Source organism: Epilithonimonas pallida (genome assembly GCF_900182975.1).
Classification (GTDB): Bacteria; Bacteroidota; Bacteroidia; order Flavobacteriales; family Weeksellaceae; genus Epilithonimonas; species Epilithonimonas pallida.
Window position 1 is genome coordinate 547,453 of the sequence record NZ_FXUO01000002.1, and the last position, 26,918, is coordinate 574,370.

At 36.2% G+C, this 26,918-nt stretch carries 26 protein-coding genes; 14 read left to right on the forward strand and 12 right to left on the reverse strand.

From position 1 onward, the window contains the following. Window positions 1-29 precede the first annotated feature (29 nt). The 5 genes from bshC to pckA all read left to right on the forward strand — a co-directional run bounded on the left by bshC (window position 30) and on the right by pckA (window position 7,441). A complete protein-coding gene (bshC, locus tag QOL71_RS05670; protein WP_283415997.1) occupies window positions 30-1,604 on the forward strand; it encodes a bacillithiol biosynthesis cysteine-adding enzyme BshC in 1,575 nt (524 codons plus the stop codon). Window positions 1,605-1,642: 38 nt separating this feature from the next. Next, window positions 1,643-3,643, forward strand: a complete 2,001-nt coding sequence (locus QOL71_RS05675) for a LysM peptidoglycan-binding domain-containing protein (RefSeq protein WP_283415998.1) — start codon at window positions 1,643-1,645, stop codon at window positions 3,641-3,643. Window positions 3,644-3,769: 126 nt separating this feature from the next. Beyond that, window positions 3,770-4,645, forward strand: a complete 876-nt coding sequence (gene fabD / locus QOL71_RS05680) for an ACP S-malonyltransferase (protein WP_283415999.1) — start codon at window positions 3,770-3,772, stop codon at window positions 4,643-4,645. Between the two features lie 161 nt (window positions 4,646-4,806). Next, the gene (locus QOL71_RS05685) at window positions 4,807-5,709 is read left to right on the forward strand and encodes a GYDIA family GHMP kinase (protein WP_283416000.1); all 903 of its coding nucleotides are present in this window, start codon (window positions 4,807-4,809) and stop codon (window positions 5,707-5,709) included. A 118-nt stretch (window positions 5,710-5,827) separates the two neighbouring features. Further along, on the forward strand, window positions 5,828-7,441 hold the full coding sequence (gene pckA, locus QOL71_RS05690; RefSeq protein WP_283416001.1) for a phosphoenolpyruvate carboxykinase (ATP): 1,614 nt from the start codon (window positions 5,828-5,830) through the stop codon (window positions 7,439-7,441). A 34-nt stretch (window positions 7,442-7,475) separates the two neighbouring features. On the opposite strand, the gene QOL71_RS05695 is transcribed toward pckA, so the two are convergent. Both QOL71_RS05695 and QOL71_RS05700 read right to left on the reverse strand, forming a co-directional pair. Continuing rightward, window positions 7,476-8,231 (reverse strand): hypothetical protein, encoded by a 756-nt coding sequence (locus QOL71_RS05695; protein WP_283416002.1) that lies wholly within the window; start codon window positions 8,229-8,231, stop codon window positions 7,476-7,478. A 12-nt stretch (window positions 8,232-8,243) separates the two neighbouring features. Beyond that, window positions 8,244-8,882, reverse strand: a complete 639-nt coding sequence (locus tag QOL71_RS05700) for an MBL fold metallo-hydrolase (RefSeq protein WP_283416003.1) — start codon at window positions 8,880-8,882, stop codon at window positions 8,244-8,246. A 129-nt stretch (window positions 8,883-9,011) separates the two neighbouring features. Here QOL71_RS05700 and QOL71_RS05705 point away from each other — a divergent pair, with 129 nt between their 5' ends. Both QOL71_RS05705 and QOL71_RS05710 read left to right on the forward strand, forming a co-directional pair. After that, complete coding sequence (locus tag QOL71_RS05705) at window positions 9,012-10,223, forward strand: type IX secretion system plug protein (protein WP_283416004.1); 1,212 nt, start codon at window positions 9,012-9,014, stop codon at window positions 10,221-10,223. A gap of 93 nt (window positions 10,224-10,316) precedes the next feature. Further along, entirely contained in the window at window positions 10,317-10,610 is a 294-nt protein-coding gene (locus tag QOL71_RS05710) for a GNAT family N-acetyltransferase (RefSeq protein ID WP_283416005.1), read from the forward strand. A 78-nt stretch (window positions 10,611-10,688) separates the two neighbouring features. On the opposite strand, the gene rho is transcribed toward QOL71_RS05710, so the two are convergent. Continuing rightward, window positions 10,689-12,437 (reverse strand): transcription termination factor Rho, encoded by a 1,749-nt coding sequence (gene rho, locus QOL71_RS05715; RefSeq protein WP_283416006.1) that lies wholly within the window; start codon window positions 12,435-12,437, stop codon window positions 10,689-10,691. A gap of 174 nt (window positions 12,438-12,611) precedes the next feature. On the opposite strand from rho, the gene QOL71_RS05720 reads away from it, so the two are divergent. The 5 genes from QOL71_RS05720 to QOL71_RS05740 all read left to right on the forward strand — a co-directional run bounded on the left by QOL71_RS05720 (window position 12,612) and on the right by QOL71_RS05740 (window position 16,891). Continuing rightward, on the forward strand, window positions 12,612-13,001 hold the full coding sequence (locus tag QOL71_RS05720; protein ID WP_283416007.1) for a DUF4293 family protein: 390 nt from the start codon (window positions 12,612-12,614) through the stop codon (window positions 12,999-13,001). A gap of 84 nt (window positions 13,002-13,085) precedes the next feature. Continuing rightward, complete coding sequence (locus tag QOL71_RS05725) at window positions 13,086-13,664, forward strand: hypothetical protein (RefSeq protein WP_283416008.1); 579 nt, start codon at window positions 13,086-13,088, stop codon at window positions 13,662-13,664. A 60-nt stretch (window positions 13,665-13,724) separates the two neighbouring features. After that, the gene (locus QOL71_RS05730) at window positions 13,725-14,651 is read left to right on the forward strand and encodes a M28 family peptidase (protein ID WP_283416009.1); all 927 of its coding nucleotides are present in this window, start codon (window positions 13,725-13,727) and stop codon (window positions 14,649-14,651) included. A gap of 56 nt (window positions 14,652-14,707) precedes the next feature. Then, window positions 14,708-16,546, forward strand: coding sequence for an ABC transporter ATP-binding protein (locus QOL71_RS05735; protein ID WP_283416010.1), 1,839 nt, complete (start codon window positions 14,708-14,710; stop codon window positions 16,544-16,546). Then, window positions 16,547-16,891 carry a DUF1801 domain-containing protein gene (locus QOL71_RS05740; RefSeq protein WP_283416011.1) on the forward strand — a complete coding sequence of 115 codons (345 nt, stop codon included), beginning with the start codon at window positions 16,547-16,549 and terminating at the stop codon, window positions 16,889-16,891. It abuts the gene before it with no gap. Between the two features lie 3 nt (window positions 16,892-16,894). Here QOL71_RS05740 and QOL71_RS05745 read toward each other — a convergent pair whose 3' ends face one another. The 7 genes from QOL71_RS05745 to QOL71_RS05775 all read right to left on the reverse strand — a co-directional run bounded on the left by QOL71_RS05745 (window position 16,895) and on the right by QOL71_RS05775 (window position 22,558). Beyond that, complete coding sequence (locus QOL71_RS05745) at window positions 16,895-17,239, reverse strand: tRNA-binding protein (RefSeq protein ID WP_283416012.1); 345 nt, start codon at window positions 17,237-17,239, stop codon at window positions 16,895-16,897. After that, window positions 17,236-17,763 (reverse strand): hypothetical protein, encoded by a 528-nt coding sequence (locus tag QOL71_RS05750; protein WP_283416013.1) that lies wholly within the window; start codon window positions 17,761-17,763, stop codon window positions 17,236-17,238. The genes QOL71_RS05745 and QOL71_RS05750 overlap by 4 nt, the downstream gene beginning before the upstream one ends. 207 nt (window positions 17,764-17,970) lie before the next feature. Next, a complete protein-coding gene (gene sufD, locus QOL71_RS05755; protein ID WP_283416066.1) occupies window positions 17,971-19,278 on the reverse strand; it encodes a Fe-S cluster assembly protein SufD in 1,308 nt (435 codons plus the stop codon). 117 nt (window positions 19,279-19,395) lie between these two features. Continuing rightward, window positions 19,396-20,142 carry a Fe-S cluster assembly ATPase SufC gene (sufC, locus tag QOL71_RS05760; protein ID WP_283416014.1) on the reverse strand — a complete coding sequence of 249 codons (747 nt, stop codon included), beginning with the start codon at window positions 20,140-20,142 and terminating at the stop codon, window positions 19,396-19,398. 104 nt (window positions 20,143-20,246) lie between these two features. Next, window positions 20,247-20,639 carry a GxxExxY protein gene (locus QOL71_RS05765; RefSeq protein ID WP_283416015.1) on the reverse strand — a complete coding sequence of 131 codons (393 nt, stop codon included), beginning with the start codon at window positions 20,637-20,639 and terminating at the stop codon, window positions 20,247-20,249. A gap of 137 nt (window positions 20,640-20,776) precedes the next feature. Beyond that, the gene (gene sufB, locus QOL71_RS05770; RefSeq protein WP_283416016.1) at window positions 20,777-22,225 is read right to left on the reverse strand and encodes a Fe-S cluster assembly protein SufB; all 1,449 of its coding nucleotides are present in this window, start codon (window positions 22,223-22,225) and stop codon (window positions 20,777-20,779) included. Between the two features lie 3 nt (window positions 22,226-22,228). Continuing rightward, window positions 22,229-22,558 carry a HesB/IscA family protein gene (locus QOL71_RS05775; RefSeq protein WP_120212233.1) on the reverse strand — a complete coding sequence of 110 codons (330 nt, stop codon included), beginning with the start codon at window positions 22,556-22,558 and terminating at the stop codon, window positions 22,229-22,231. A gap of 224 nt (window positions 22,559-22,782) precedes the next feature. Here QOL71_RS05775 and QOL71_RS05780 point away from each other — a divergent pair, with 224 nt between their 5' ends. Both QOL71_RS05780 and QOL71_RS05785 read left to right on the forward strand, forming a co-directional pair. Then, window positions 22,783-23,745, forward strand: coding sequence for a GLPGLI family protein (locus tag QOL71_RS05780; RefSeq protein WP_283416017.1), 963 nt, complete (start codon window positions 22,783-22,785; stop codon window positions 23,743-23,745). A 3-nt stretch (window positions 23,746-23,748) separates the two neighbouring features. Next, window positions 23,749-24,564 (forward strand): GLPGLI family protein, encoded by an 816-nt coding sequence (locus tag QOL71_RS05785; RefSeq protein WP_283416018.1) that lies wholly within the window; start codon window positions 23,749-23,751, stop codon window positions 24,562-24,564. 28 nt (window positions 24,565-24,592) lie between these two features. On the opposite strand, the gene QOL71_RS05790 is transcribed toward QOL71_RS05785, so the two are convergent. Both QOL71_RS05790 and lptE read right to left on the reverse strand, forming a co-directional pair. Next, window positions 24,593-26,362, reverse strand: coding sequence for a hypothetical protein (locus QOL71_RS05790; RefSeq protein ID WP_283416019.1), 1,770 nt, complete (start codon window positions 26,360-26,362; stop codon window positions 24,593-24,595). Between the two features lie 3 nt (window positions 26,363-26,365). Beyond that, entirely contained in the window at window positions 26,366-26,917 is a 552-nt protein-coding gene (lptE, locus tag QOL71_RS05795) for an LPS assembly lipoprotein LptE (protein ID WP_283416020.1), read from the reverse strand. Window position 26,918 lies beyond the last annotated feature (1 nt).

Below are 26,918 nucleotides of genomic sequence, written 5' to 3' on the forward strand. Positions count from 1 at the left end.
GCAACGATCAACCAACAACTGACAACCAAATGACCATCGGTTTCGAACATATACACAGTATTCCACAGCTTGTAAAAGATTTCTTAGGAAAAAAACTGGACGGATTTCAGAATAAAACATTCGATTTAGACAACTTCAAAAATCAAATTACGAAGAAACAAAATTCGTATTCTGATGACAAAAGAGAATTGCTTTACAATGCAATCTTTTCTCAGAATCAGGAAGAGCAATTATCACCTAAACAATTGGAACATCTGTTTTCTTTGAAAGATAACAATACGTTCACCATTACAACAGGTCATCAGCTCAATCTGTTTACAGGTCCGGTTTTCTTTGTTTATAAGATTTTGCAGACCATCAAAACTGCAGAATTTCTGAAATCCAATTTTCCGGAGTATGATTTTGTTCCTGTTTTTTGGATGGCGACAGAAGACCACGATTTTGAAGAAATCAACCACTTCAAAACACGTGACCATTACTACGAAATCAAAGGTAATGCTGGTGGCGATGTTGGTAGGATTACAATCGATGAGAACTTTTTTGTTCAGGAATTTGAGAAAGAATTCAAAGATAATGTTTATGGAACCGAATTGATTCTTTGGATTAAAAAAGCCTATCAACAAACGAAAACCCACACGCAAGCCATCAGATATCTGGTCAATCAATTATTTGCAGATTATGGGTTACTGACGATTGACGGAAACGAAAAAGAGCTGAAAAATCAGGTCAAAGATATTTTCCGAAAAGAATTATTATCCAATCAGCTTTTTGAAACAACTAAAAATCAAAGAGAATTCCTCGAGAAAGAATATCACAAAGTTCAGGTCAATCCAAGAGAAATCAATCTCTTTTATTTGACGGAAACCAGAAACCGGATTGAGAAAATCAACGATGATTATTTCATTCTTGATACGGATTTGAAATTTTCAGAAGAAGAGATTCTCAACGAACTGGAAAATCATCCCGAAAAATTCAGTCCCAACGCAGTTCTTCGTCCGGCTTACCAGGAAACGATTATGCCAAATCTGGCTTATGTTGGCGGAAACGCTGAGATTATGTATTGGATAGAGTTGAAAGATTATTTCGAATCCATCAATCTTCCTTTTCCTATTTTGATTCCGAGAAACTCGATGTTGTTTCTGGAAGAAAAAACCTTCAGAAAAATTGAAAATTCAGGATTGAAGATTGAAGATTTCTTCGGGAACTTTGCGGAGGCCATCAACAAAAAAATATTAGACAACAACGAAATCAAGTCACTTCTTGAACAGAAAGAACAGGATTTGATTCATTCGTTTTCGGAAATAAAAACAAAAGCGGAACAGACAGATAAAACCTTTGCTAATCTTGTGAATGCAGAAGAAACCAGACAATTAAAATCATTCAAAAGAATGCAAAAACGTCTTCTGAAAGCCGAAAAGATAAAACAATCGGAGAAATTGGACCAGATGCAAAATTTGTTTCTGAAAGTTCATCCGGGTGGAACCTGGCAGGAAAGAGTGCTCAATTTCAGCGTGTTCTACGCAGATTTAGGAAAAGAATGGATTGCCGAAACTTATCAACAAATGGATGTTCAAAAATCGGAATTGATTATTTCGCCCATTTAAATTGAAAGCATTATTTTTGTAACAATATAAAAAAAAGGATGATTAAAAAGATTTTCATTTTATCGGGACTTATCAGCTTTTTGGGGCTTTCTGCGCAGAAAACCCACACCGTTCTAGCTAAGGAAACACCTTACGGGATTTCCAAACAGTATGGTTTGACGGTAGATGAATTGTATCGGATGAATCCTTCCGCAAAAGATAATGGGCTGAAAATCGGCGATGTTATTGTCGTTTCAAAAGGTGGTAGCGGTACAAAAAATGTAGCATCCACGCCTGCTTCTACAAATTCTGTAGCTAAAACAGGAAAAACAGGAACCATTACGTTGCAGCCAAAGCAAACCATTTACGGCATTACAAAACAATATCAAATTTCTGAGGCTGACCTTAGAAAACTGAATCCTGAACTGGATTCTCATATGAAAATAGGGGATAAGATTACTTTGCCTTTAGATAACATTCAGAAATTTGGTGGTTCTGCGCCTGCAGCAACAGCAGTTGTTCAGACAAATACAGAAAAACCTACGGAAGTAAAAACGGTAACGAAAACTGAAACGACTTCTTCTGACAAAGGTTTATATGTTGTTCAGGCAAAAGACAATTATTATAAAATATCAAGACAGTTCAACCTGACTCAGAAGCAGTTATTCGCATTGAATCCGGGATTGGAATCTTCTGGTTTGAAGCCAGGTGAAGCAATCAGAGTTTCGGGTTCTGATTCTATTGCAACTTCTTCTAATAATTCTATCAAGGTTGAAGATAATTCTCAAAGCAATACAACTTCGGCTCCGGTGACGGAAACGACAAGACAGACTACGGTTTCCGAATCTGTGAAAAACTCGTCAAACATAGCTTCTTCAGAAGATGATTATGTAACTTACACAGTTCAAAGTGGCGATACAATGTTCAGTATTATGAACAGATTCAATGTGACGCTGGACCAGTTGATTAGCCTTAATCCAAATCTTGCTGACGGACTGAAAGCCGGAATGACTTTGAAAATCAAAAAACAAGACCCGATGTATTCCAAGAAAAGCGGAGATGTTTTGAGTGTTGTGTTGATGTTGCCTTTTGGGTTTGATGCCAACGATGCGAAGTACAGAACAATGTCTATGGATTTCCTGACGGGTGCGAAATTAGCTGCGGAAAGAAACGCAACCAACGGACAAAAACTGGACATCAAAGTGGTAGATGCCGGAAACGAAACAACTTTCAAAAATAGCCTTTCCCAAATCAATCCGGATAATACAGATTTGATTGTCGGACCTTTTTTCAAATCCAGTGTTCTTGAAGTTTTAAGGTTCGTGAATGATAAAAAAATTCCTGTCGTTGCGCCATTCGCAAATTCAGAAGACCTTTTTGATTACAGCAATTTGATTATCATCGAAACTGAAAATTCAGTTTATTCTGACAGAATCGTAAAAGAAGTTGGTCAGGTTTATCAGGACCAGAAAATCTATATCGTTGCAGACAATTCCAAAGCGAATGCTAATGCAATTAAAGCCGGGTTGGAAAAATCATTGTCAAAACCGAATGTAGTTATTGTTAATTCCTCATCAGAAATTCAGCTGGAAAATAATATGATGACTGGACAATCGGTTCCTGTGATTGCCATTCTGGCGGACGATGACGAGTCTGCAGGTGCGGCTTTTGCTTCCAAAATCATTAATCTTGGAAAACAAACAGAAGGTGTAAAAGCATTCAGTATGTTCTACAGTCCAAGTTTTGAGAAAAATGTGGATGACCTTTCCAGAGCAAGTCTGGTTTATCTGATGGACAGAAAAATTAATTATGACGGAGATTTTGAAAAAGAAATTCTTGCTGCTTACAAAGCAAAATACTGCAAAACACCTTCAAAATATGCGGTAATCGGTTTCGACGTGATGAATGATATGCTAACGAGAGAAAATAAAAAAGGAGAAATCTTCAAACAAATCGGAAAATCACAAACACAACTGGCTACCAAATTCGAGTTTGTAAAAGCAAAACCAAACGGCGCTTACATCAACAACGGTTACAGAGTGGTGAGATTGATGCAATAATTATAGTTGATATGTGATGAATGATAATTGATTCAGGATTCGCACTTTCACCCGTAGAAATAAAATAAAATTTAAAACATTGATGAATCAATCATTTATAATTCATCAATTATCATTTATAAATATATGAAAGCACTTGTATTTCCTGGGCAGGGTTCACAGTTTGTCGGGATGGGAAAAGAACTTTACGATTCCCGAAAGGATGTGAAAGACCTGATGGATTCTGCCAATGATATTCTTGGTTTTGATATTGTCTCAGTAATGTTCAATGGGACAGACGATGACCTTAAAAAAACCAGCGTAACTCAACCAGCTATTTTCCTGCACTCGGTTGCTGCTGTAAAAGTAGCGAACGGTTTAGGCGCTCAGATGGTTGCCGGACATTCTTTAGGCGAGTTTTCTGCTTTGGTTGCTAACGGTGTTTTGTCTTTCGAAGACGGACTGAAATTAGTTTCCGAAAGAGCACAGGCAATGCAAATGGCTTGTGATATTAATCCTAGTTCTATGGCTGCAATTCTTGGTCTGGAAGATGCGAAAGTTGAAGAAATCTGTACAGAAATCGAAGGTATTGTAGTTCCTGCCAATTACAACTGTCCCGGACAATTGGTAATTTCCGGTGAAACTGCATCTGTGGAAAAAGCCTGCGAAGCTTTGAAAGCGGCTGGTGCAAAAAGAGCTTTACTGTTGCCTGTAAATGGTGCTTTCCATTCACCTTTGATGATGCCTGCTCAGGAGAGATTGGCTGCGGCGATTGAAAATACAAAGTTCAGAAAAGCAACGATTCCGGTTTATCAGAACATCACAACAACTGCAGTTTCTGATCCGGAAGAAATCAAGAAAAATCTGATTGCACAATTGACAGGTCCGGTAAAATGGACTCAGAGTGTTCAGAATATGATAAAAGACGGAGCAAGTAACTTCGTAGAAGTTGGTCCGGGGAAAACGCTTCAAGGTTTGATTAAGAAAATCAATCCGGAAGTAACGGTTGCTTCTGCAATCTAAGAATAGAATTTTTAGAGCAGCTTAATCCGCCTGTAGTTTATCCTGAGCGAAGTCGAAGGGCTCCCAATCTTTTTAATTTTTAGCAAAAAAGCAAAAAGGATTTCCGCTCAAGTCGGGCTGCATAAGATTCTACGTTTAAAATAAATTAAAATAATCAACAAATGAACAGGATATTTTCACCAGGCAAGTTAATGCTTACCTCAGAATATGTTGCTGTTGATGGCGCTCTTGTCCTGGCTGTTCCAACAAAGCTGGGACAAGAGCTTTTTTATACAGAGAATGAAGACCAGAAGTCATTGATTGTTTGGGAAGCTTATCATCAGAATCAATTATGGCTCAAAGCTGTTATCAATTATAAAAATTGGGAAATCCTTGAAACTAATGATTTCAAAGCAGCTGAATTCATTCTTAAAACACTCAAAAATGTTCAGAATCTTTCTGATACCAAACTAAAAAGCGACATTTCGTATCACATCAAAACCAATCTTCAGTTTCCTTCAGACTTCGGATTAGGAAGTAGTTCTACATTGATGGCCAATCTTGCAGAATGGGCGGATGTTGACGCTTTTATTCTTAATGAAATAAGTCTTGGTGGAAGTGGTTACGATGTTGCTGTTGCCAAAGAAAAATCTGCCGTTCTATACAGTCGTTTTCCTGAAAGAGTTTATCATAAAATAAATTTCAACCCAAATTTCAAAGATGAGTTGATTTTCATTCATCTCAATCAAAAGCAAGATACAAGAGAGGGAATTTCTCTTTACAAGTCTAAGCCAACTTCAACGGAATTAATCAATCAATATTCTGAATTAACCAAATTGATTGTGAATAGTCAGAATTTGGAAGAATTTTCAGAATTAATGACCATTCACGAGCAAAAACTGTCCGATTTTCTCGAAACTCCAACTGTGAAAGAAAAATATTTTCAAAATTGTCCAAGCTTTGTCAAAAGTTTAGGAGCTTGGGGTGGAGATTTCGTTCTGACGTCCAAATTTGGAGATTATGTTAACTATTTCAAAAACCAAGGTTTCTCTAAAATTTTTTCCTGGTCAGATTTAATTAATTGATTATTAATTAATTATCAATTTTATTTGAACTGATGAAAGTCATTTAATTAAAACTTTGATAATTCGCTGATATTTTTACATTTGTCCCAACACCCTTAATCTTCAAAAAAAATTAAAAATGGACAAGTTAAAGTCTTATCTTGAACGTCAAGGTATTTTCAATCCGAAAGAGATTATCCACAATCCAACTTACGAAGAAATTTTTCAGGCAGAAATGGACCCAAGCAATTCCGGATTTGCTAAAGGCGTTTTGACAAAGTCGGGAGCTGTGGCTGTAAAAACGGGAATTTTTACCGGGAGGTCTCCAAAAGACAGATATATTGTAAAAGACAATATTACTCAGGATACGATTTGGTGGGACGGAAACATCAATCGCCCAACTACAGTCGAAGTTTTTGATGAGTTAAAAGATATCGTAACCAAAGACCTTTCTGGCGACAGAATCTACGTTATCGATACATTTTGTGGTTCTAATGAGGATACAAGATTGAAAGTGAGATTTGTCACAAAAGTGGCTTGGCAGGCTCATTTTGTGATGAATATGTTCATTCGTCCTTCTCATTATGACCTTCAGAATTATGGAGAACCGGATTTTGTAGTGATTAATTCTTCCGAATCTGTCAATCCGAACTGGGAACAACACGGACTTAATTCTGAAGTGTTTGTAATGTTCGATTTGACCAAGAAAATGCAGATTATCGGTGGAACTTGGTACGGCGGAGAAATGAAGAAAGGAATGTTCGCGATAATGAATTATTACCTTCCTCTGAAAGGAATGGCTTCTATGCATTGTTCTGCCAATGTAGGCGAGGACGGCGATGTTGCTGTTTTCTTCGGACTTTCCGGGACGGGGAAAACTACACTTTCTGCTGACCCGAAACGTTATCTGATTGGTGATGATGAGCACGGTTGGGATAATAATGGTGTTTTCAATTATGAAGGAGGTTGCTACGCCAAAGTGATTGACCTTAGTAAAGAAAAAGAACCAGATATCTATGGTGCAATCAGAAGAGATGCATTATTGGAAAATGTGGTTACGGATGACGAAGGGAATGTAGATTATGCTGATGGTTCGATTACGGAAAATACAAGGGTTTCCTATCCAATTTATCATATCAGCAAAATTGTTCTGCCTTCCAAAGCTGGTCACGCGAGTAAAATCATTTATTTGTCGGCTGACGCATTCGGGGTTTTACCCCCGGTTTCTATCCTGACAGACCAACAGGCGCAATATCATTTCCTTTGCGGCTATACATCAAAATTAGCAGGAACAGAACGCGGAATTACAGAGCCGACACCTTCTTTTTCTCCCGCATTTGGAGAAGCATTTTTGACACTTCATCCAACAATGTATTCCAAAACGTTGATTGGAAAAATGAAAGAACACGGTGCAAAAGCTTATTTGGTAAATACAGGCTGGAACGGAACCGGAAAGAGAATTTCTCTAAAAGACACAAGAGCAATTATCGATGCGATCATTGACGGAAGTATTGATAAAGCCAAAACCAACAAAGTTCCTGTAATGAATCTGGAATTCCCTGTTGCATTGCCGAATGTTTCCGAAAATATCCTGGATCCGAGAGATACTTATGAGAATAGCTCTGATTGGGAAGCTAAAGCTAAAGATTTGGCTGCGAGATATATCAAATATTTTGAGCAGTTTACAGATAATGAAGAAGCTCTGGAATTGGTTTCTTCGGGACCGATATTGTCAGAAGTTCATCAGGACTAAAAATAGAAACGCTTCCAATTTTGGAAGCGTTTTTTTATTGTATTAATTTTCCGTCTTGTTGTAGGATAACTTTATTGTTTTGTTCAACGGTCAAATCGATTTCCGGTGCATCTTTTTCGCCAATAATTCCTCTGTAAATAATGTAACTGAACTCGCCTTTTTTGAAAGTGATGGTATGATTACCGCCGCTTCCTTCCATTCTGATTTCGCCATTAGTCAAAATCAAATCGGGTTTTGTAGATTCTTTTTTGCCTGATTTCCAAGAAGCATAACGGTATTTTCCATTGCTCAGTTCATCAATTCTAATCAAATAACTTTTAGTTGTCAATTTATAAACTGGCGATTTATATTGTCTCAAAGTGGAAAATAGATTTTTCTTTTCGTTAACGATAATGATGTTTTTTTGATTTGTTTCAAATGGACTTTGATAATTCAGTGCTATAATTCTTCCATCTGTATCAATCCACAAATCTCCATTATCAAGCATTATTCCTCGCCAGCCGACTTCTGACCATTGCTCAATTTTGGAATTTGAAATTTCATTAATGATTTTCGCATCAAAAATCTGATTAAATCTCTTCTTGAATTCAGCCTCGTTTTTGACATCAGGAATTGGATATTCTCTTCTTAGAGGATAATTAACGATATTAGTAATTCCGTCAATATTTTTAGTCTGAAATAACTTAATTACTTTTTGAATATTTTCAGTCTTAGTTTTATCCAGCTTTTCGTTTTGAGAAAATATACTGTTAGAAATCAGTAAAAAGAAAAATAAAATCTTGTATTTCATTACGAATCAATTTTATTTAAGAAAAGGATTATACTCTTTTTCAAAACCAATCGATGTTGGTTCTCCGTGTCCGCTGTAGACTTTTGTATTTTCTGGCAAAGTCAATAATTTATTTTTAATGCTTGAAATCAATTGTTCGTAATCACCTTTGTAAAGGTCGGTTCTTCCAATACTCATCATAAACAATGCATCGCCGGAAATCACAAATCCGTTATTTTCATTATAAAAAGCTACGCTTCCCGGCGAATGTCCCGGAACATCATAAATTTTAAAGATTTCAGTGCCTAAATTTAATTTATCGCCTTCTTTGATATATTGGATTTCTCCTTTGAATGCAGGAAAGAAAAAGCCGTAATTCTTCGCTGTGAAAGAAGCGCTGTCAAGGATTTCCTTTTCATCAGAATGCATCAGAACCGGAATGGCAAACGTGTCAAAAGCCCATTGCAAACCAAGAATATGGTCGATGTGTGCGTGCGTCAGCAGAATATTTTTGATACTAAGCTCATTGGTTTTGATGAAATTATGCAAAGTTTCGGTCTCGGCTTCGGGCATATTTCCGGGGTCTATAAGAAAAGCCTCCTTTTCATCGTTATAAATGATGTATGTATTCTCAGAAAATGGATTAAATGCAAAGGATTTTACGTGCAACATTCTTTTTAATTTAGATGTAAAAATATAAAACATTAACTTAGCATTATAAAACGTTTTTGACAAATTTTCGGTAAAACTAGAAATGTTCTGAACGTTCCGTCTCACCAATATAAAAATCAACATCAGCAGATGAAGCTAACTAGACTACTTTTCGTTTTTTTAAGTATTATTTCTTTTGCTCAGGAGATCAGAAGTATTCAGGTTTTCAATCCTAAGACCAATGACGAAACGCCTGTGATTGGGAAGGATGAGCAGTTGATTTTGAGGTTCGATGACCTTTCCAATAGTAGTCAATTATATCGTTACACATATAAACATTATAATAGAAACTGGGAAGAAGACGGTTTGTTTTTCACCGAATATGCCAATGGAAGCATGAACGCTTTGATTGAGAATTTTCAATATTCATTCAACACGTATCAAAAATACACACATTACGAATTGGTGTTTCCTAATGAGAAAATTCAGCCAAAGATTTCCGGGAATTATGAAATCATTGTTTATAAAGATTCTCAGGAAAAACCTCTCTTTACTAAAAGATTTTCAATCTATGAGGACGGCGCTAATCTTGGGATTAATGTAACAAGATTTATTGATGCTAAAAATCCCGCTGCAAAACAAAGGATTGAAATTCAAGGCACCGGAAATGGCGCAGGTATTACCAATAATCTTTCTTCTTTGACTTTGAGTGTGATTCAGAATAATAACTGGGGAATTTCGCTCAATAATATCCGCCCAAGTACAACGATCGGCAATCAGATTTTATTTCAGCAGTTAAGTTTAGCTTTTCCCGGAAATAATGAGTTCTATTATTTTGACAACAAAATTATGAATCAGCCGATGGACATGGTCGCCAATACAGAAAACATTGATGGGAGAAACTATACTTACCTCTATCCGGTGTGGGCTTATCCTGGTGATTACCAATATCAGCCGGACGTGAATGGAGCCTTCTATTTCCGAAGGAATGATCTTGGAATCGAAAGAAACGCAGACAGAGAGGGCGATTATTCCTGGGTTTATTTTGCACTAGACAGTCAAAAATCAGATAAAGAATTCTATGTTCTTGGGATGTTCAATGATTATAAAGCCGATAAAATTAGCCAAATGCAATATGATGAGAAAGCCCAGAAGTATATCGCTAAAATCTACCTGAAACAAGGATTTTATAATTATATCATTGCTACAAAAGATTCTGATGGCAAACTAAATTATGGTGAAGTGAATGGAAACTTTTGGCAGACAGAGAATCTTTATCAGGCATTTTTATACTACACACCTTTTGGAAGAAATTTCGATGGATTGATTGGCTATGGAGAGTTTAGGACACCGGTGAGATGATTATTTGATAGAATTATAATTTAATTTGTAATTCATTGCTAATAATCTGGTTTTTTGGAATAATTTTAGCTAATAATTTTGAAAATAAATTTTATGGAGCTTCTCTTCGAAAATAAAAAGTCTGGAAATGGCGGTTTTATCTCAATGAAGAATCAACAGGAAGAAATTGGCAGGCTGACTTACACGATCGTTCCTGAACTCAAGAAACTGATTGTAAGCTATGTGATGGTTTTTCCAAAATTCGAAGGGAAAGGTCTTGGTAAAATGCTTGTTGAGAAATCTGTAGATTTTGCAAGAAAAAATGGATGGTCTATCAAAGCGCACTGTTCTTATGCTCATGCAGTTCTTAGCAGGAAAACAGATGTAGAAGATGTTTTCGTTGCTTAAAAAATAAATTTTATTACCTTGGTAGTAAAAAAGTTACGGCTCGCATATGCGAGCCGAGCTTTTTTGTAAATATTGTGATTATTTGTTCATAGACATCAGAAACTCTTCATTGTTTCTGGTCACTTTCATTTGTTTCTGAACAAATTCCATAGCTTCCAGAGGATTCATATCAGCCAGATATTTTCTCATAATCCACATACGCTGCTGAGTTGCCTCATCCTGTAAAAGATCATCTCGTCTTGTACTGGATGCAACCAGATCTACAGCCGGATAAATTCTCTTGTTAGCGATTTTTCTATCCAATTGCAATTCCATATTTCCGGTTCCTTTGAATTCTTCAAAGATCACTTCATCCATTTTAGAACCTGTATCAATCAAAGCTGTTGCGATAATGGTTAAAGAACCGCCATTTTCAATTTTTCTCGCTGCACCAAAGAAACGTTTCGGTCTGTGAAGCGCATTTGCATCCACACCGCCAGAAAGTATTTTCCCGGAAGCAGGCGTTACCGTGTTATAAGCTCTTGCCAGACGTGTAATGGAATCCAAAAGAATCACAACATCGTGACCACATTCTACCATTCTTTGTGCTTTTGATAAAACCAGATTCGCTACTTTTACATGTTTGTCAGCTGCTTCATCAAAAGTTGAAGCAATCACTTCCGCATTCACGCTTCTTTGCATATCCGTCACCTCTTCCGGTCTTTCATCAATGAGAAGAACCATCATATAAGCTTCCGGATGATTAGCAGAAATAGCATTAGCAATATCTTTTAGTAAAATAGTTTTACCGGTTTTAGGTTGTGCAACAATCATTGCTCTTTGCCCTTTTCCGATTGGCGCAAACAGGTCAACGATTCTTGTAGAAAGTGTTGAGTTTTTACCAGCCAAATTGAATTTTTCCTGAGGGAAAAGTGGTGTCAGATATTCAAAAGCAACTCTGTCCTTGATAAAAGCCAAATCTCTTCCGTTAACTTCTGTGGGTTTCTGAAGAGAGAAATATTTTTCACCTTCTTTCGGCAATCTTACGATCCCTTTTACAGTGTCTCCCGTTTTCAAACCATAATTTCTGATTTGATTGGTAGAAACATAAACGTCGTCCGGAGAAGAGATATAACTAAAATCTGAAGAACGAAGGAATCCGTAATTATCAGGAAGAATTTCCAAAACACCTTCAATGGTTACAATTCCGTCAAAGTTGAATTCTTTTTTCGGTGCTTCCTGTGGTTGTTGCGTTTCTGTAGGTTGATTATTTTGCTGCGAATTATTTTGTTGAGGATGATTCGCCTGCTGTTGCTGAGGTCTTTGTGTTTTTTGCTGGCCTTTGTTGTGATTTGCCTTTTGCTGCTGATTGTTTTGTTGTTGAGGTTGCTGCTGTTGTGCTTTGACTTCCTCTGTTACTTCTTCAGCTTTAGGAGCGGTTTCAGAAGCTGTTGTTTCCTCTGACTGGTTTTGATTGATTCTTGCTCTTGGCTTTTTCTTGGGAGGACTTTGTGTCTTTTTTTCTTCAGCTGGTGTTTCTTCTTTTACAGGTGCTTCTGCAACTGGAGACACTTCAATCTGTTCCTGCGGTTTTTCTGCAGGTTTTCTGCCTCTTTTTTTGGCAGGAGAAGCTTTTTCAGTAGAATTCTCTTCTGTTTTTTTCGTCATATTCTTTTGAGTGGCGTTTAAATAATCTTTAATGATTTTTGGATTAGAAGCCTGATAATCCAGAATTGCAAAAACTGTATCTTCCGGAGAGCTTTTCTTTGCCAATTTAACGCCTAAATCTTTAGAAAGTTGAGCCAATTCCTCATCGGATTTTGACCGTAGCGTTTCAATGTTAAACATATAAATACGTAAAGGGTAATTTTTTTATTTGTGTATGTAAGAATGAAAACCAGGAGGTTACCATTTCTAAATAGGTGATTATAGTGCAAATCTACATTAATTTTTGAATTACGCAAAAATTATTTTATTTTTGCAGACGATTTTAAGCTTTTTTATAAAGAATTTATAACAAAGATGTTACAAAGAATACAGACAGTCTGGATATTTTTAGCCGTTTTAGGAAGTGTTTTCCTGAACATCACCGCGCAGGATTTTGATATCCTTGGCAAATATCTGACAATTAATGCTTCCACAGTGATTTTAATATTATTCGGAGTGCTGAGTATTTTTAGTTTCAAAAACCGTAAAAGACAAATCTTGCTGAACAGTATCAGCATTTTTATAAACGCTTTGTTGATTGGTCTTTTGGCTTACTGGCTATTAAACTTATCCGGAGGAATGCAAATTCCTGAGAAGGGTATTGAGCCGATTTTCCCGTTAATCTCGGTAGTATGTTTGCTTTTGGCAAATGTTTACATCAAGAAAGATGAGAGGCTCGTAAAATCTGTAGACAGACTTCGTTAGACTTACGACGATTTTTTTGAGTGAGAACAGCTTCCTTTTTGGAGGCTGTTTTTTATTTTAATAGATTTGTTAAAAGCTTATAACGTGGACACATTCAATCACTTAAAAACAATCATCAGTATTATCCTAAGTTTAGGAATTGGAACTTTGCTGAATGGCAGTGTCAAATTTATACAACATCCGGGCAGGAACAAGCCATTCTGGATCCACCTGCTATTTGTACTTTATATTTTTATTTTGATGATTCATTTTTGGTGGTGGGAATACCGATTGCGTGCTATTACATCATGGACTTTTACTCAGTACATTTTCATTATTGGTTATATTATTTTATTTTTTGTATTGTGTACACTGCTCTATCCTGCCGATTTGAAAGACCATAACAACGATTACAAAACTTACTTTTTCTCTCGCAGAAAGTGGCTTTTCGGATTTCTCGCCGTGATGTTTTGCCTGGATCTGGTCGATACGCTTTACAAAGGCAAAGATTATCTGGAATCATTGATGCCGCTGTATGGTATTCGGGTAATAACACATATTCCGTTGAGCTTGGCTTTGGTTTTTATTAAATCTAAAAAGAATATCTATTATGCAGGTGTTTTGATCTTTTTTATTTTATTTGAGATTTTCTTTATTTATAAGCGATATTACCTTTATGCTTGATTATCGTAACAAATAGAATAAAAAATCTACTTATAATTCTTTAATCAACAAAATCTACATATGAAAAAAGTAATCTTTTTTGTTTTAGCGGCAAATTCTTTATTTTCTTTTGCTCAGGATATTTCCAAAGAAAAAGTTGTGGCTGTCGTTTCAACTTTAGCTTCCGATGAGATGAAAGGCAGAAAGTTCGGAACGCCTGAAAATGATAAAGCGGCGGAGTATATTGCTAAAGAATTTAAACAAAATAACCTGGATTACTGCTTCGGAGATTCTTACTTAATTCCTTTCGAATACAAAGGACAAAAAGGTTATAATGTTTGTGGCATCAAGAAAGGAAAATCAGAACAGAGTTTAGCTTTTTCTGCACATTTTGACCATATCGGAACTAATAATAAAGAAGGTGATAACATCTATAACGGTGCAGATGACGATGCAAGCGGCGTTTCTACGGTAATTGGTCTTGCGGATTATTTTAAAGATAAAAAAACTGATTTCTCGATGGTTTTTATGGCATTCAATGCGGAAGAAATCGGATTGGTGGGTTCAAAAGCTTTGTCCGAAAATCAAAATCTTAATCCTGTTTTCAATAATATCAAAGCACTTTTCAATTTCGAAATGCTGGCGACCGAATCTCAATTTGGGAAAAATGCTGTATTTATGACAGGCGATGAGTTTTCTGACTTCGATGAATTGATTAATGCTAATGCAGTTAATGGATTGAAAGTTTATCCCGATCCATATCAAGGGCAGCAATTATTCTATAGATCTGATAATGTCAATTTTGTGAAAAAGAAAATCATTGCGCATTCTATTTCAACAGTTGATATGAATAAAGCGTTTCATTATCACGCTGTGAATGATGATATTAATATTGTTGATGCCGATAATTTGACAAATATTATCAACAACTTTGCAAAGACCATTGAGAAATTCAATACCAAAAATTTCCAGCCAAAGTATAACAATAAGGTAAAATACGATTTCTAACGTCCTGATAAAGTAAGCTATTTATTTTACGTATTTTTGCATTTCAATTTTTTTCAATGAATTTATATCGACGAATTCTAAAATTTGCCAGACCGCATCAAAAATATATCTACGCCAGTTTATTTTTTAATATTCTGTATTCAATATTCCAAATAGCATCATTAGGAACTATTTTGCCGGTTTTGGGAATGTTGTTCGGAAGTGTAAAAATGGATGCCAACCTGGTGAAACCTGTTTATGACGGCGATATCACTAATTTTTTCGGGTATATTAAAGAATATTCTTATTATTTTATCCAGTCAGAGGTTAATCAAAAAGGAGCATTAACAGTTTTGGCCTGGCTTTGTGTCATTACGGCATTTACATTTTTCTTGAGGAATGTCTTCCGGTATTTTGGCGCTTATCTTTTGATTTTTTACAGAGTTGGTGTTACCAAAGATTTGAGAAGCGCAATGTATAATAAGGTTTTGGCTTTGCCTGTTTCGTTTTTCACAGAACAGAGAAAAGGTGATATGATGTCGAGAATGTCGAATGATGTTGGAGAAGTTGAAGGTAATATCCTGGGAAGTTTGGTAGATCTTATCAATTCTCCGTTTATGCTGATCAGTACATTGGTCACATTATTTTATCTCAGTCCTCAATTGACTTTATTCAGTTTAATTGTTTTGCCGGTGATGGGAACAATGATTTCATTAATTGGAAAAAGCCTTAAGAAAGATTCTCACGAAGCTCAGCACGAGTTGGGAAATATTTTTTCTATTGTTGATGAAACTTTGAAGTCTTCTAAAATTATCAAGATATTCAATGCAGAGAAATTACTGAGTAATAGGTTTTCCAATTCTATGTCAAAATGGATTAGTAACTCAGTAAGTCTTGGTCGTAAAAAGGAATTGGCTTCGCCGATGAGCGAGTTTCTTGGAGCTGTTACTTTCCTGATAATCACTTGGTATGGAGGGAAAGAGATTATTGTGAATCAAAGTATCAGACCGGAAGATTTCTTGGTTTTCTTAGGGGTATTTTTCCAGATTCTTCCTCCAATTAAGAGTTTGTCTTCTTCCATTTCAAATGTTCAGAAAGCCGAAGCTTCTTTGGTAAGAGTTATGGAGATTCTGGATGCAGATGTTCGTGTGGATGAAATCGCAAATCCAGTTCCGATCCACGATCTGAAGTCTGATATTCATTTCAAAGATGTTGGATTCTATTATAATCAGGATAGAACGATCATTAAAAATTTTGAGTTAAAAATTGAAAAAGGAAAAACTGTAGCACTGGTTGGGCAAAGCGGAAGTGGAAAAACAACCATTGCCAATCTTCTGACACGTTTCTATGACGTAACCGAAGGAAGTATTGAGATTGACGGAGAAAATGTTAAGAACTTAAACCTGAAGGACTATCGTTCTCTTTTGGGAATGGTAACACAAGAATCCGTTCTTTTCAATGATACCGTTTACAACAACATTGCAATGGGTAAAGAGAATGCAACGAGAGAAGAAATCATCGAAGCTGCTAAAATAGCCAATGCCCATCAATTCATAGAAAGCCTTCCTGAAGGGTATGATACCAATATTGGAGACGATGGAAACAAGCTTTCGGGAGGACAGAAACAACGTGTTTCTATTGCGAGAGCGGTTCTCAAAAATCCACCAATTATGATTCTGGACGAAGCAACTTCTGCATTGGATACAGAATCTGAAAGATATGTTCAGGATGCATTGGAAAAAATGATGGAGAACAGAACATCTTTGGTAATTGCGCACAGATTATCAACAATTCAGAAAGCGGATCATATTGTTGTGATGGAAAAAGGCGATATCATAGAGCAAGGTTCTCACCAAGAATTGATGGAAAAAGACGGCACTTATAGAAAGCTCGTTGAGCTTCAGAATTTTGATTAAATGAATCCAATTCAGGAATATTTTTACCGGATTGATGAACCTGCGAGAAGTACGCTTTTGTTTATCCGGGAAAAAATTCTCAATTCAGATGAACTGATTACCGAGACTTTCAGTTTTGGACTTCCTTTTTTGAAATATAAAAAGAAAATGCTCTGCTATTTCTATTACAGCAAACAGCATCAGAAATATTACTTAAGTTTTTATCACGGTGATAGATTAGATTATCCCGAGCTTTTATCCGAAGGCAGAAAAAAGTTTAAAATCTTGCTTGTTAATATGGATGATGATTTACCAATGGAATTGATTTTCAGTATTCTTGATGAGGTAAAAACTTATATCAAATAAATTTTATCCAACTTCCAGTCCATTTTTCACGGGTAAACTTGGACTCAACAAAGTCACTTCACTTTTATTGTCGCCATAAACTCCCAGAACAAGACATTCGCTAAAAAAGTTGGCGATTTGTTTCTTTGGGAAATTAACCACAGCGAGAATTTGTTTTCCAATCAGATCATCTTTTTGATTTAAAGCGGTGATTTGTGCAGAAGATTTTTTGATTCCCAAATCTCCAAAATCGATTTCCAATTGATAGGAAGGATTTCTGGCTTTTTCAAAATCATTCACAGAAATAATGGTTCCGACTCTGATGTCAATTTTCTCAAAATCACTCCAGGATATTTCAGGTTTTGTCATCGTTGATTGGTTTTATTTTTAATGTCTTGCAAAAGCTTTTCAACTTCAAGTTTTTGCTCCAAATATTTTGATTGAAGTTCACTTCCTTCGCCCATTCTTCCATAATAGATCAAAGCTTTTTCACCAAAGAAGTTTTTGTAATAATCGGAAAGCTCCGGAATCTGCGGAAAATTGATGTGAAATAACATTTCGTAGTAAGCCTGCCATTCGCGTTCGTTTTTGTCCATGATCATCATTTTCGGTGATTTTTGACGAACGTGCAGCATCTCGTGAGCCAATAGATTAAGAACCAAAGTCAAATCAAAATCGAATAAGTTTTTTGGAATCATCACTTCCTGCATATCCCCGATTTCCCCATTAGCAGTCAACAATATCGAATGCTTTTCTAATTCTTCCCTAAAACCAAATCCTAAAAAATTATCATCATGCAATTCGAATTCGTGGATTAGGAATCTTGCAGCATCTAGTATTTCGCCGGTTTCTTTGTAAGCGTTGAGGTTGAATTGTAATTGTTCGTAGTTCATTTGTGCTAAATAAGTTTTTATAAGAGTTCAAATTTACAATTTAGTGATAAATATTTCAAAAGAAGTTGAATCTGCGGCCGCGATAGTAACGGTTACCCCGCAGCGAGGCGGCGGAACGCAGTGGAGCCGCCGAGTGAGGAGTAGGAGTGGATAGCGCGAAATGTCCGCCCATAAAAAATCGCACCTGAGAGATGCGATTTAATATATTTAAAATTCCATTTGAACTTCCAGTTTTTCTGCCAGAAGTTTGGAGACTTTGACTTTGAGTGGCTCAATGTCAATATTCTGCATCGCATCGTTGGCAAATGCATAAAGCAGCAATGCTCTCGCTTCTTTCTTGGAAATTCCGCGCGCTCTGAGATAGAACATCGCATCTTCGTTCAACTGTCCAACGGTACAGCCGTGCGAACATTTGACATCGTCTGCGAAGATCTCCAGCTGAGGTTTTGTATCAATCGTTGCGCCTTCATCCAGCAAAATGTTGTTGTTCTGCTGATAAGCGTTGGTTTTCTGAGCAATCTTGTTCACAAACACTTTTCCGTTGAAAACACCGTGCGATTTGTCCTTGAAAATTCCTTTATAATTTTGGTAAGATTCACAATTTGGTGTGTTATGATGAACGGCAGTGTGGTGGTCTACCAATTGGTCTTTCCCGATAATTGTGATGCCGTTCATAAACGAATTGATATTTTCTCCATTGTGGATGAAATCCAGATTGTTACGAACCAATTTTCCTCCGAAAGAGAAGGTGTTCACGGTCGTTAAGCTGTCTCTTTCCTGCTTCGCAAATGTGTGGTCTACAAGGTAAGAAGTATCGCTGTCGTTCTGTAATTTGTGCCAATCTGCTTTTGCATTTTGGTAAGTGAAAATCTCCGTCACAGAGTTTGTGAAAACAAAAGATTCATCAAAATTATGATGGCTTTCAATCACTTCTACTTTTGCGCCGGCTTCTACAATCAGAAGATTTCTTGTGTTGTAGAATGTATTTTCTTCCTGACTGTCAGAGATATAAAAAACGTGAATCGGTTTTTCGATTACGATGTTCTTCGGAACTTTCAGGAAAAATCCTTCATTGAAATAAGCCAGATTCAAGTTTGTAAATGCTAATTCTTTGCTCGCAATCGTATTGAAATATTGATTGAACGTTTCTCTTTTTGCTGAGTCATTAAGAGCTTCATTCAGCGTCAGGAATTCTGCATTTTCAATAGAGATATTAGAATATTCTTTGTGAAGTTTTCCGTTGATGAAGACAATCCAGTCAAAATGTTCTTCTCCCAAATGCAATTCGTCCAATTGATCTTTGGTAATGTGATGCGCTTCTGAAGGGAAAAAATTGTAATCTTTCTCCGTGATTTCCTTCAGATTCGTGTATTTGTATTCTTCATCTTTTTTGGTCGGAAAACCTTTTGCTTCAAATTTCTGAAGAGCGTTTTTTCTCTCTTCATTCAAAAAAGTATGACGAAGCGATTCCAAAAAATCTGAATGTTGATTTATTGTTTGTTCAAATAAAGCCATTGTAATGGTTTGATTTTGCATCGGTTGAGTGGTTTTTGTCATTCCGAAGAACGAGGAATCTAGATTCTTCATTCCGTTGCACTGCATTCAAAATGACAATTATATTTAATATTCAAATTAGTTCAAAAGCCAATCGTAACCTTTTTCTTCCAATTCAAGTGCTAAAGATTTATCGCCTGTTTTTATGATTTTTCCATCCGCCAAAACGTGAACGAAATCTGGCTGAATGTAATTCAACAATCTTTGATAATGCGTGATTAATAAAACAGCATTGCCCTCATTTTTGAATTGGTTTACACCATCTGCAACGATTCTCAAAGCATCGATATCCAATCCTGAATCGGTTTCGTCAAGAATTGCCAGTTTCGGGTTCAGCATCATCATTTGGAAAATCTCGTTTCTTTTCTTTTCACCTCCGGAGAAACCTTCGTTCAAAGAACGGGAAAGAAAATCTTTTCTGATTCCTAATTTCTCAGAGTTTTCACGAATCAAACCAAGCATTTCTTTAGCGCCCATTTCTTCCAAACCGTTTGCTTTTCTTGTCTCATTAAGAGCTGCTTTGATAAAATTAGTAACAGTAACGCCAGGTATTTCCACAGGATACTGAAAAGAAAGGAAAATTCCTTTGTGTGCTCTTTCCTCGGGTGCATCTTCGCCGATTTCTTCTCCTTCGAAAAGAATTTCGCCATCCGTTACTTCATAATCTTCTTTTCCTGCAATCACAGAAGAAAGAGTCGATTTTCCAGCTCCGTTCGGTCCCATAATCGCGTGAACTTCGCCCGGTTTTATTTCAAGATTGATTCCTTTTAAAATTTCTTTGTCGCCGTCTTCAATTTTGGCGTGTAAGTTTTTTATCTCTAACATACTTTTAAATTTATCGCAAGGCTAGACAAAGATTTTTTTATCTTCCTTTGCTTTTTTAAGTGAAACAAAGGCGCTAACGCTTATCAATGAAATACTATTGTTTCTTATTTTGTATTATAATCAAGACCATTTGCAATTCTCATTACACCATTTTTAAATAGTTGAGAATTAAAATTAATAAGCATTCCTAACTTATAATTTCCTAGTCTTAAATAATTTTTTAATTGTGATGCGTGAAAATTATTTAAACTTTCAACAGATTTAATTTCTAAAACAACCTTGTTTTCAATTAATAAATCCATTCTAAAAGCATTTTCCAGCAATAATTCTTCATATTGGATATTCAGAGGTTTTTGTCTTTCGACTTTTACTTCTGCTTTTTTCAATTCATAGAAAAGACATTCTTCGTAAATACTTTCATATAAGCCTATGCCCAATTTTCTATGAATCTTTAACCCACTTTCAAAGACAATCTTTGAAATTTCATTCTCTGTCATTTGTGTCATTTTTCGCAAAGATAAACAAGTTAATTGTAGAAATTTAAAACTTGTATTACTTTCCTAAGCTTTAGCGGCTTTGTATTTCTTTAAAATTTTTTCAAACAATCAAAGTTGTTTAACCTTGCGATAAAAATCTATCCAACTGAACCTTCCAGAGAAATCTCCAACAACTTCTGAGCTTCAATGGCAAATTCCATAGGAAGTTTATTCAAAACTTCTTTACTGAATCCATTCACAATCAATGCAATTGCTCTTTCTGTGTCGATTCCCCTTTGGTTGCAATAGAAAATCTGGTCTTCTCCGATTTTCGAAGTCGTTGCCTCGTGTTCCAGTTGTGCAGTCGGGTCTTTGATTTCTATGTAAGGGAAAGTGTGTGCACCACATTCATTACCCATTAGCAAAGAATCACATTGAGAAAAGTTTCTCGCTCCTTTTGCGGTCGGCATTACTTTTACCAATCCACGATAAGAGTTATTGGATTTCCCTGCGGAGATACCTTTGGAAATAATGGTTGATTTGGTATTCTTTCCAATATGAATCATCTTCGTTCCTGTATCTGCATATTGATGCATATTGGTAACCGCAATGGAATAAAATTCACCAACCGAATTATCACCTTTCAAAATACAGCTCGGATATTTCCAGGTTACAGCAGAACCTGTTTCAACCTGAGTCCAGGAGATTTTTGCATTTCTCTCACAAAGTCCTCTTTTCGTCACGAAATTGAAAACACCTCCTTTTCCATCTTCATCTCCGGGATACCAGTTTTGAACGGTAGAATATTTAATTTCAGCATTGTCAAGAGCAATCAATTCAACAACAGCAGCGTGTAGCTGATTCTCGTCTCTCGATGGCGCTGTACAACCTTCAAGATATGAAACATAACTTCCTTCGTCAGCAATGACCAAAGTTCTTTCGAATTGTCCTGTTCCAGACTGATTGATACGGAAATAAGTTGACAGTTCCATTGGACATCTTACACCTTTTGGAATGTAGCAGAAACTTCCGTCAGAGAAAACTGCGGAGTTCAAAGCGGCGTAGAAATTATCGCCTCTTGGAACGACTTTCCCGATGTATTGTTTTACCAATTCCGGATGTTCTTTGATAGCTTCGGAAATAGAACAAAAGATAATACCTTTCTCCTTCAAAGTTTCCTGAAACGTTGTTTTTACAGACACTGAATCTACAACAATATCAACCGCAACATTCGCTAATCTTTTTTGTTCCTCGATATTGATTCCCAATTTTGCGAAAGTTTTCAGTAATTCCGGATCCACTTCATCAAGACTTGCCAATTCTGGTTTTGCCTTTGGCGCAGCATAATATCGGATAGCTTGGAAATCAGGTTTTTGATATTTGATGTTGGCCCAATTCGGCTCTTCCATTTTTTGCCAGATTCGGAAAGATTCCAAACGCCAGTCGGTCATCCATTCCGGTTCTTCTTTTTTAGCAGAAATCGCACGGATGATATCTTCATTCAGACCTATCGGGAAATCTTCATATTCGATATCCGTTTCGAATCCAAACTCGTATTTTTGATTTTCGAGATCGACTCTCAGGTCGTCTTCGGTGTATTTAGACATATTTTATAAACTAAAAGATTCTCCGCAGCCGCAAGTTCTTGCTGCATTCGGATTATTAAAAACAAAACCTTTCCCGTTCAATCCTCCGGAATATTCCAGCGTGGTTCCTGCAAGATAAAGGATTGACTTTTTGTCAACAACGATCTTTACACCATTGTCTTCAAAAATCTGGTCGGTTTCGCCTTTTACATTATCAAACTTCAGAACGTACTCCAGCCCGGAACAACCGCCACTTTTTACGCCCACTCTTATATAGTCAGTCTCAGGGTTGAAGCCTTCTTCAGTCATCAACTGAGCTGCTTTTGATTTTGCCTGATCGCTTACTTGTATCATTGTTTTTATTTAGACTGATTTTAGTCTACAAAAGTACGAACTAATTTCCGCAATCTCAAATCGACGGCATCTATTTTAACGATTTTTAAATAGACTTTATCATTTCGTTTTATAATGAATTACAGTTTGTTAATGTTAAATCGTTGTCAAAAAAGAAACAATTATTAATTCTGATTGTTCTTATAATTAACTTTGCTGAGATTTGTTAATCAAACCATTAGTTTATGAAGAAGATTTTTATTTTGATGATGCTGTTTTCCTTTTTGGGAAAAATGATGAGTCAGACCGAAAGATATGTTTATCGTACGGAAGTGAATCCGGATACGATCAATCTTGTCGATATGAAGGTTGAAACCACTTTTCTTGATGTGAGAAATAATCGATCATTATTCATTAGTGAAAGCAAATTGTTGCGGGATTCTTTGAAAACAGTTTTGAGGCAGCAGGAAAAGCCGGAAATCAAAAAATCAAAAAAGGATAAACCGGAATTTCCAAAACTAGCAAATGGAAAATCAATTCAGCCGACTTTTTTTGAATACTTTATTACAAAAGATTACGCTGATAAAACGATAAATTTTGTTGAAAATATTGGTTCTAAGCAGGTGTATTATCAGGAAGACAGGAAATTGAATTGGAATATTTCTCCGCAAACCTCGGATTATAATGGTTACAAAGTTCAGAAGGCAACGATCAATTTTGGAGGAAGAATCTGGACAGCTTGGTTTGCGCCGGAAATCAAAATCTCTGACGGACCTTACAAATTATCAGGATTGCCAGGCCTTATTTTGAAATTGGAAGATGATAAAGGCGATTACAAATTTAATTTCGTCAAAAAATTATCAATTCCAAATTCTTTTACTGAAGATATAAAACCGGATGCGAGAAAATCGACAAGAATTAATTTTCAAGGTGATAAAGCTTCTGTAAAAATGGAAATGGCAAAGAATAAAGATTCTGAAATTGATTTGGATAATTTCAATCCTGGTGGTGGAAGAGGAATGCATCAAAGAAATGAAATGAACGGCAGATTCGGCGGCCAACCGGGACAGGGGATGAATGGGGGAATGCCTAATGGAGAAATGCGAACTCCCGATATGCAAATGGGAAATATGCCAAGAAATTCTACAGGAAATGGTAATATGATGAGTTTTGGAAATACAAACCCAATAGAATTAAGTAATAAATAAGATATGAAATTATTAAAAATACTAAGTGTTTTAGCAATGCCAATGCTGATGGCCCAGCAAAGCACACGCTTTGTTTATCAGGTAACATTAACGCCGGATTCTACCAACACAGAAAAGAAAACCGAACAGGCCTATCTGGATACGGACGGTAAAAAATCTTTTTTCTACGCAGAAAACACTTTGAAGAGAGACTCTCTAATGGAAAGAATGAGAGCGACCAAAAATTTTGACAGAACCCAGATGCAGAATTTGCGGAGTAATATGCAATTCACGATTGAAAAGGACCTGACTAATCAAAGTCTGGTTTATAAATCAAGAATCGGAAGAGATCAATATTCTTATAACGAATCGCCTGCTTTTGACTGGAAAATCTTGCCGGAAACGGTGAAAATCGGAGATTATCAAACCCAAAAAGCCGAGACTAAATTCGGAGGAAGGACTTGGTATGCCTGGTTTACTCAACAAGTTCCTTTGCAGGATGGACCGTATAAATTTTCCGGATTACCAGGTCTGATCGTAAAAGTTCAGGATGCAAAAGGTGATTATTCCTTTGACTTGATGCAGACTAAAAAAATTGCGGAAGTTCAGCAGCCACAAACCAGAGGTCAGTTTATTAACATTCCGAAAAATAAGTATGCGGATATGGAGAAAAAATTCCAGAAAGATCCTGTGAGCTTTTTTAATGCCCAAGGCGGAGGTGGAAGAGGGCCGGCTGGCGGTGGCGGTGGACCTTCTTTTGACCCGAAGCAGCAGCAGGAAAGACAAAAACAAATGGAAGCTGAAATCAAAAGCAGAAATAATCCAATCGAATTGAAATAAAAAAGTCCCAAATTTGGGACTTTTTGTTTTAAGATTTTCTAATTTCTTTAATCTCTTCAATTTTTTCTTCGAAATAATTTTTCTTGTCGGGATGTTTCTCAGAAAGTGTTTCGTAAGCTTTTATGGCTTTGGAATACAGTTTTTGTTCTGTGTATAACTTCGCCAAAGTCTCTGTCATCAGGTGAGAAATATCGTCTTTTTTCTCTTTTACAACATAGTTGCTTTCTTCTTTTAACTGAGAGATCTTAGGATTATTCTCGATGAAATTATCAATGATTTTTTCTTTTACTTTTGAAGTGTCTTCAGCAGGTCTTTCGATTTTCAGCCAGCTTTGCCAGGTGTTGATGAAAGTTCCCACATTACTTTCTTTTGATGTGGTTTGCTCGGTTTTTTCCTCTATTGCCGGAGCTTCTTTTTTCTCTTCGATTTTAGAAACTTCGTTTCCAAAAAATGAAACATTGAAAACAGGTCTTTCCGAATCTGTTTCGTTTTTATGTTCTACGATTGATTCTGTTTCTTCTTCAACAATTGGCTTTGATACAATTTGAGGTTTTATCTCTTCAATTGATACAGTAACTTCGGTCTTTTCTATAATTTTCGGGATTTCTCTTTCTTTCGTTTTTCCGATTAAAGCATCCGGAATATTATTGGAAAATTGCATCGGTTTCCATTCAGAAACAGGTTCTTCAATTGTTTCCTCAATTTTAACTTTTTGAGTTTGAGAAATTATTTCCGGTTCAGGTTGCTCCGTTTCTTCAATTTTAGCTTCTTCTGTCTCAAAAGTTGGTGTGTTTTCGAAACTGATTTCCTGAGTTTTTTCTAAAATTTCAGACTCAATGTTTTGATTTTTATTTGCTTCGATTTCAAAAGCCTGAGTGTTTTCAAAACTGATTCCATTAGCATCATCAATTTCTAATTCTTTTTCCGGAATTTTATCAACGAAAACTTTCTTCTTTTCAGATTCAGAATTGATTTTTACTTCAAACGGTTTCTCTTCTTTTTTCTCTTTTTTAGGGGGATTGAGATAATCCAAATGATTTTTCGGGACCGAGAATTTGATATCTGGAAGAAAATCCTGAATGCCGCCAAAACTGATATCATTAGAAGTTTCCAACTCAGCTTCCTCATCAGATTGTTGTGTTTTGATTTCTTCAACAATTGGTTCTTCTTGTACAGTAATCGATTCTTCTGACCGGTTTTCATCAACTTCGATCTGAGCGTTGATGTCCTTAATTTCTTGCTTAAGAATTAATTGACCCGACTCCTTGCTTGCATCAAGATCGACTTCTGGCGCTTTTTCTTCCAGAAAATTTTCTTCACCTTCATACAGAAGACGATTCTTTTCGCCGTCAACTACTACAAATTCCGGACTCTGCTTATTTTCTTCAACTTCAATGATTTTTTCAACATCGAATTTGTTCAGGACTGGCTTTTCCTCATTTTCAATTTCAGCAATTAATTCAGGTTCTGCGGGTTTTATTTCTTCCGGGATCGTATTATTAACTGTTGGATTTTCAGTGCTTTCTTCTGGAGTAATTAGAGCTGGAATTTCCTCTTTTTTCGAATTCTTTTCCGAATTAATGAAGTGATAAAGTATTTTTTTATCAGTTGTGTAAGCAGCGGTTTTAGAAAGATTTTCTTTATAATTTTCTGATTGATAAAGATTGATTCCGTAGAGGTAAAGCGCTCTTAAACTTTGTGCATAAGGCATTTTTGCCGACTCCGATTCCAAAATCCGGAGGTCGTTTTCGGTAATTATTTTCGGATTTTTGATTAATTCTAAAACTCTTGTATTCATATTTTACCAGTTGGCTACAATATCATTGAAAATCTTGTTGATGATTCTTTCATTTACAATTTTAACCTGTGCCGTTTCAATTGCATTCAGGTCGAGATCACTGTTGAAAACTGCTTCATCACTGTAAGTTCGGTCAAAATTTAAAGTCGGATCTTTAATATTCTCGTAGTGAACTTTTATCGTAATGGTCAGTTTATTTTGCTGTGCCTGGATGATATTTCCTGTTGTCGTGGTTGTGGAAGCTCCAACACTCGTAGGTGTAATGTTGTAATCCGTAATTTCTCCTTCTATCAAAAGATCCGGATTTTCTATTGCGCCTTTCAAGCCTGATCTTTGTAGAAAACGGTTCTGTAAAGCCACCGTAAAATCTTGGCTCAGACTTGGCAAGTTGTTCGCAGCGTTATTTGGAAACGGATTGATTTTTATCGTCTTCATATCTTCCCGCAAAGAAGAACCTGAGAAACTGTAACAGGAAATCAAGAAAGACGAGACAAATAACAGTATACAAGTTTTGAATGCCCTTAATAATAAATTACGATGATATATTGGAATCATT

Bases quoted from the DNA above. Each gene is read 5' to 3' on its own strand.
- sufB (WP_283416016.1), bottom strand. From the start codon at position 22,225: ATGTCTAAATACACCGAAGACGACCTGAGAGTCGATCTCGAAAATCAA.
- rho (WP_283416006.1), bottom strand. From the start codon at position 12,437: ATGTTTAACATTGAAACGCTACGGTCAAAATCCGATGAGGAATTGGCT.
- QOL71_RS05685 (WP_283416000.1), top strand. From the start codon at position 4,807: ATGAACAGGATATTTTCACCAGGCAAGTTAATGCTTACCTCAGAATAT.
- QOL71_RS05695 (WP_283416002.1), bottom strand. From the start codon at position 8,231: ATGAAATACAAGATTTTATTTTTCTTTTTACTGATTTCTAACAGTATA.
- bshC (WP_283415997.1), top strand. From the start codon at position 30: ATGACCATCGGTTTCGAACATATACACAGTATTCCACAGCTTGTAAAA.
- QOL71_RS05720 (WP_283416007.1), top strand. From the start codon at position 12,612: ATGTTACAAAGAATACAGACAGTCTGGATATTTTTAGCCGTTTTAGGA.
- lptE (WP_283416020.1), bottom strand. From the start codon at position 26,917: ATGATTCCAATATATCATCGTAATTTATTATTAAGGGCATTCAAAACT.
- QOL71_RS05750 (WP_283416013.1), bottom strand. From the start codon at position 17,763: ATGAACTACGAACAATTACAATTCAACCTCAACGCTTACAAAGAAACC.
- QOL71_RS05785 (WP_283416018.1), top strand. From the start codon at position 23,749: ATGAAATTATTAAAAATACTAAGTGTTTTAGCAATGCCAATGCTGATG.
- QOL71_RS05780 (WP_283416017.1), top strand. From the start codon at position 22,783: ATGAAGAAGATTTTTATTTTGATGATGCTGTTTTCCTTTTTGGGAAAA.
- QOL71_RS05710 (WP_283416005.1), top strand. From the start codon at position 10,317: ATGGAGCTTCTCTTCGAAAATAAAAAGTCTGGAAATGGCGGTTTTATC.
- QOL71_RS05675 (WP_283415998.1), top strand. From the start codon at position 1,643: ATGATTAAAAAGATTTTCATTTTATCGGGACTTATCAGCTTTTTGGGG.
- sufD (WP_283416066.1), bottom strand. From the start codon at position 19,278: ATGGCTTTATTTGAACAAACAATAAATCAACATTCAGATTTTTTGGAA.
- pckA (WP_283416001.1), top strand. From the start codon at position 5,828: ATGGACAAGTTAAAGTCTTATCTTGAACGTCAAGGTATTTTCAATCCG.
- fabD (WP_283415999.1), top strand. From the start codon at position 3,770: ATGAAAGCACTTGTATTTCCTGGGCAGGGTTCACAGTTTGTCGGGATG.
- QOL71_RS05735 (WP_283416010.1), top strand. From the start codon at position 14,708: ATGAATTTATATCGACGAATTCTAAAATTTGCCAGACCGCATCAAAAA.
- QOL71_RS05775 (WP_120212233.1), bottom strand. From the start codon at position 22,558: ATGATACAAGTAAGCGATCAGGCAAAATCAAAAGCAGCTCAGTTGATG.
- QOL71_RS05730 (WP_283416009.1), top strand. From the start codon at position 13,725: ATGAAAAAAGTAATCTTTTTTGTTTTAGCGGCAAATTCTTTATTTTCT.
- QOL71_RS05700 (WP_283416003.1), bottom strand. From the start codon at position 8,882: ATGTTGCACGTAAAATCCTTTGCATTTAATCCATTTTCTGAGAATACA.
- sufC (WP_283416014.1), bottom strand. From the start codon at position 20,142: ATGTTAGAGATAAAAAACTTACACGCCAAAATTGAAGACGGCGACAAA.
- QOL71_RS05765 (WP_283416015.1), bottom strand. From the start codon at position 20,639: ATGACAGAGAATGAAATTTCAAAGATTGTCTTTGAAAGTGGGTTAAAG.
- QOL71_RS05740 (WP_283416011.1), top strand. From the start codon at position 16,547: ATGAATCCAATTCAGGAATATTTTTACCGGATTGATGAACCTGCGAGA.
- QOL71_RS05790 (WP_283416019.1), bottom strand. From the start codon at position 26,362: ATGAATACAAGAGTTTTAGAATTAATCAAAAATCCGAAAATAATTACC.
- QOL71_RS05705 (WP_283416004.1), top strand. From the start codon at position 9,012: ATGAAGCTAACTAGACTACTTTTCGTTTTTTTAAGTATTATTTCTTTT.
- QOL71_RS05745 (WP_283416012.1), bottom strand. From the start codon at position 17,239: ATGACAAAACCTGAAATATCCTGGAGTGATTTTGAGAAAATTGACATC.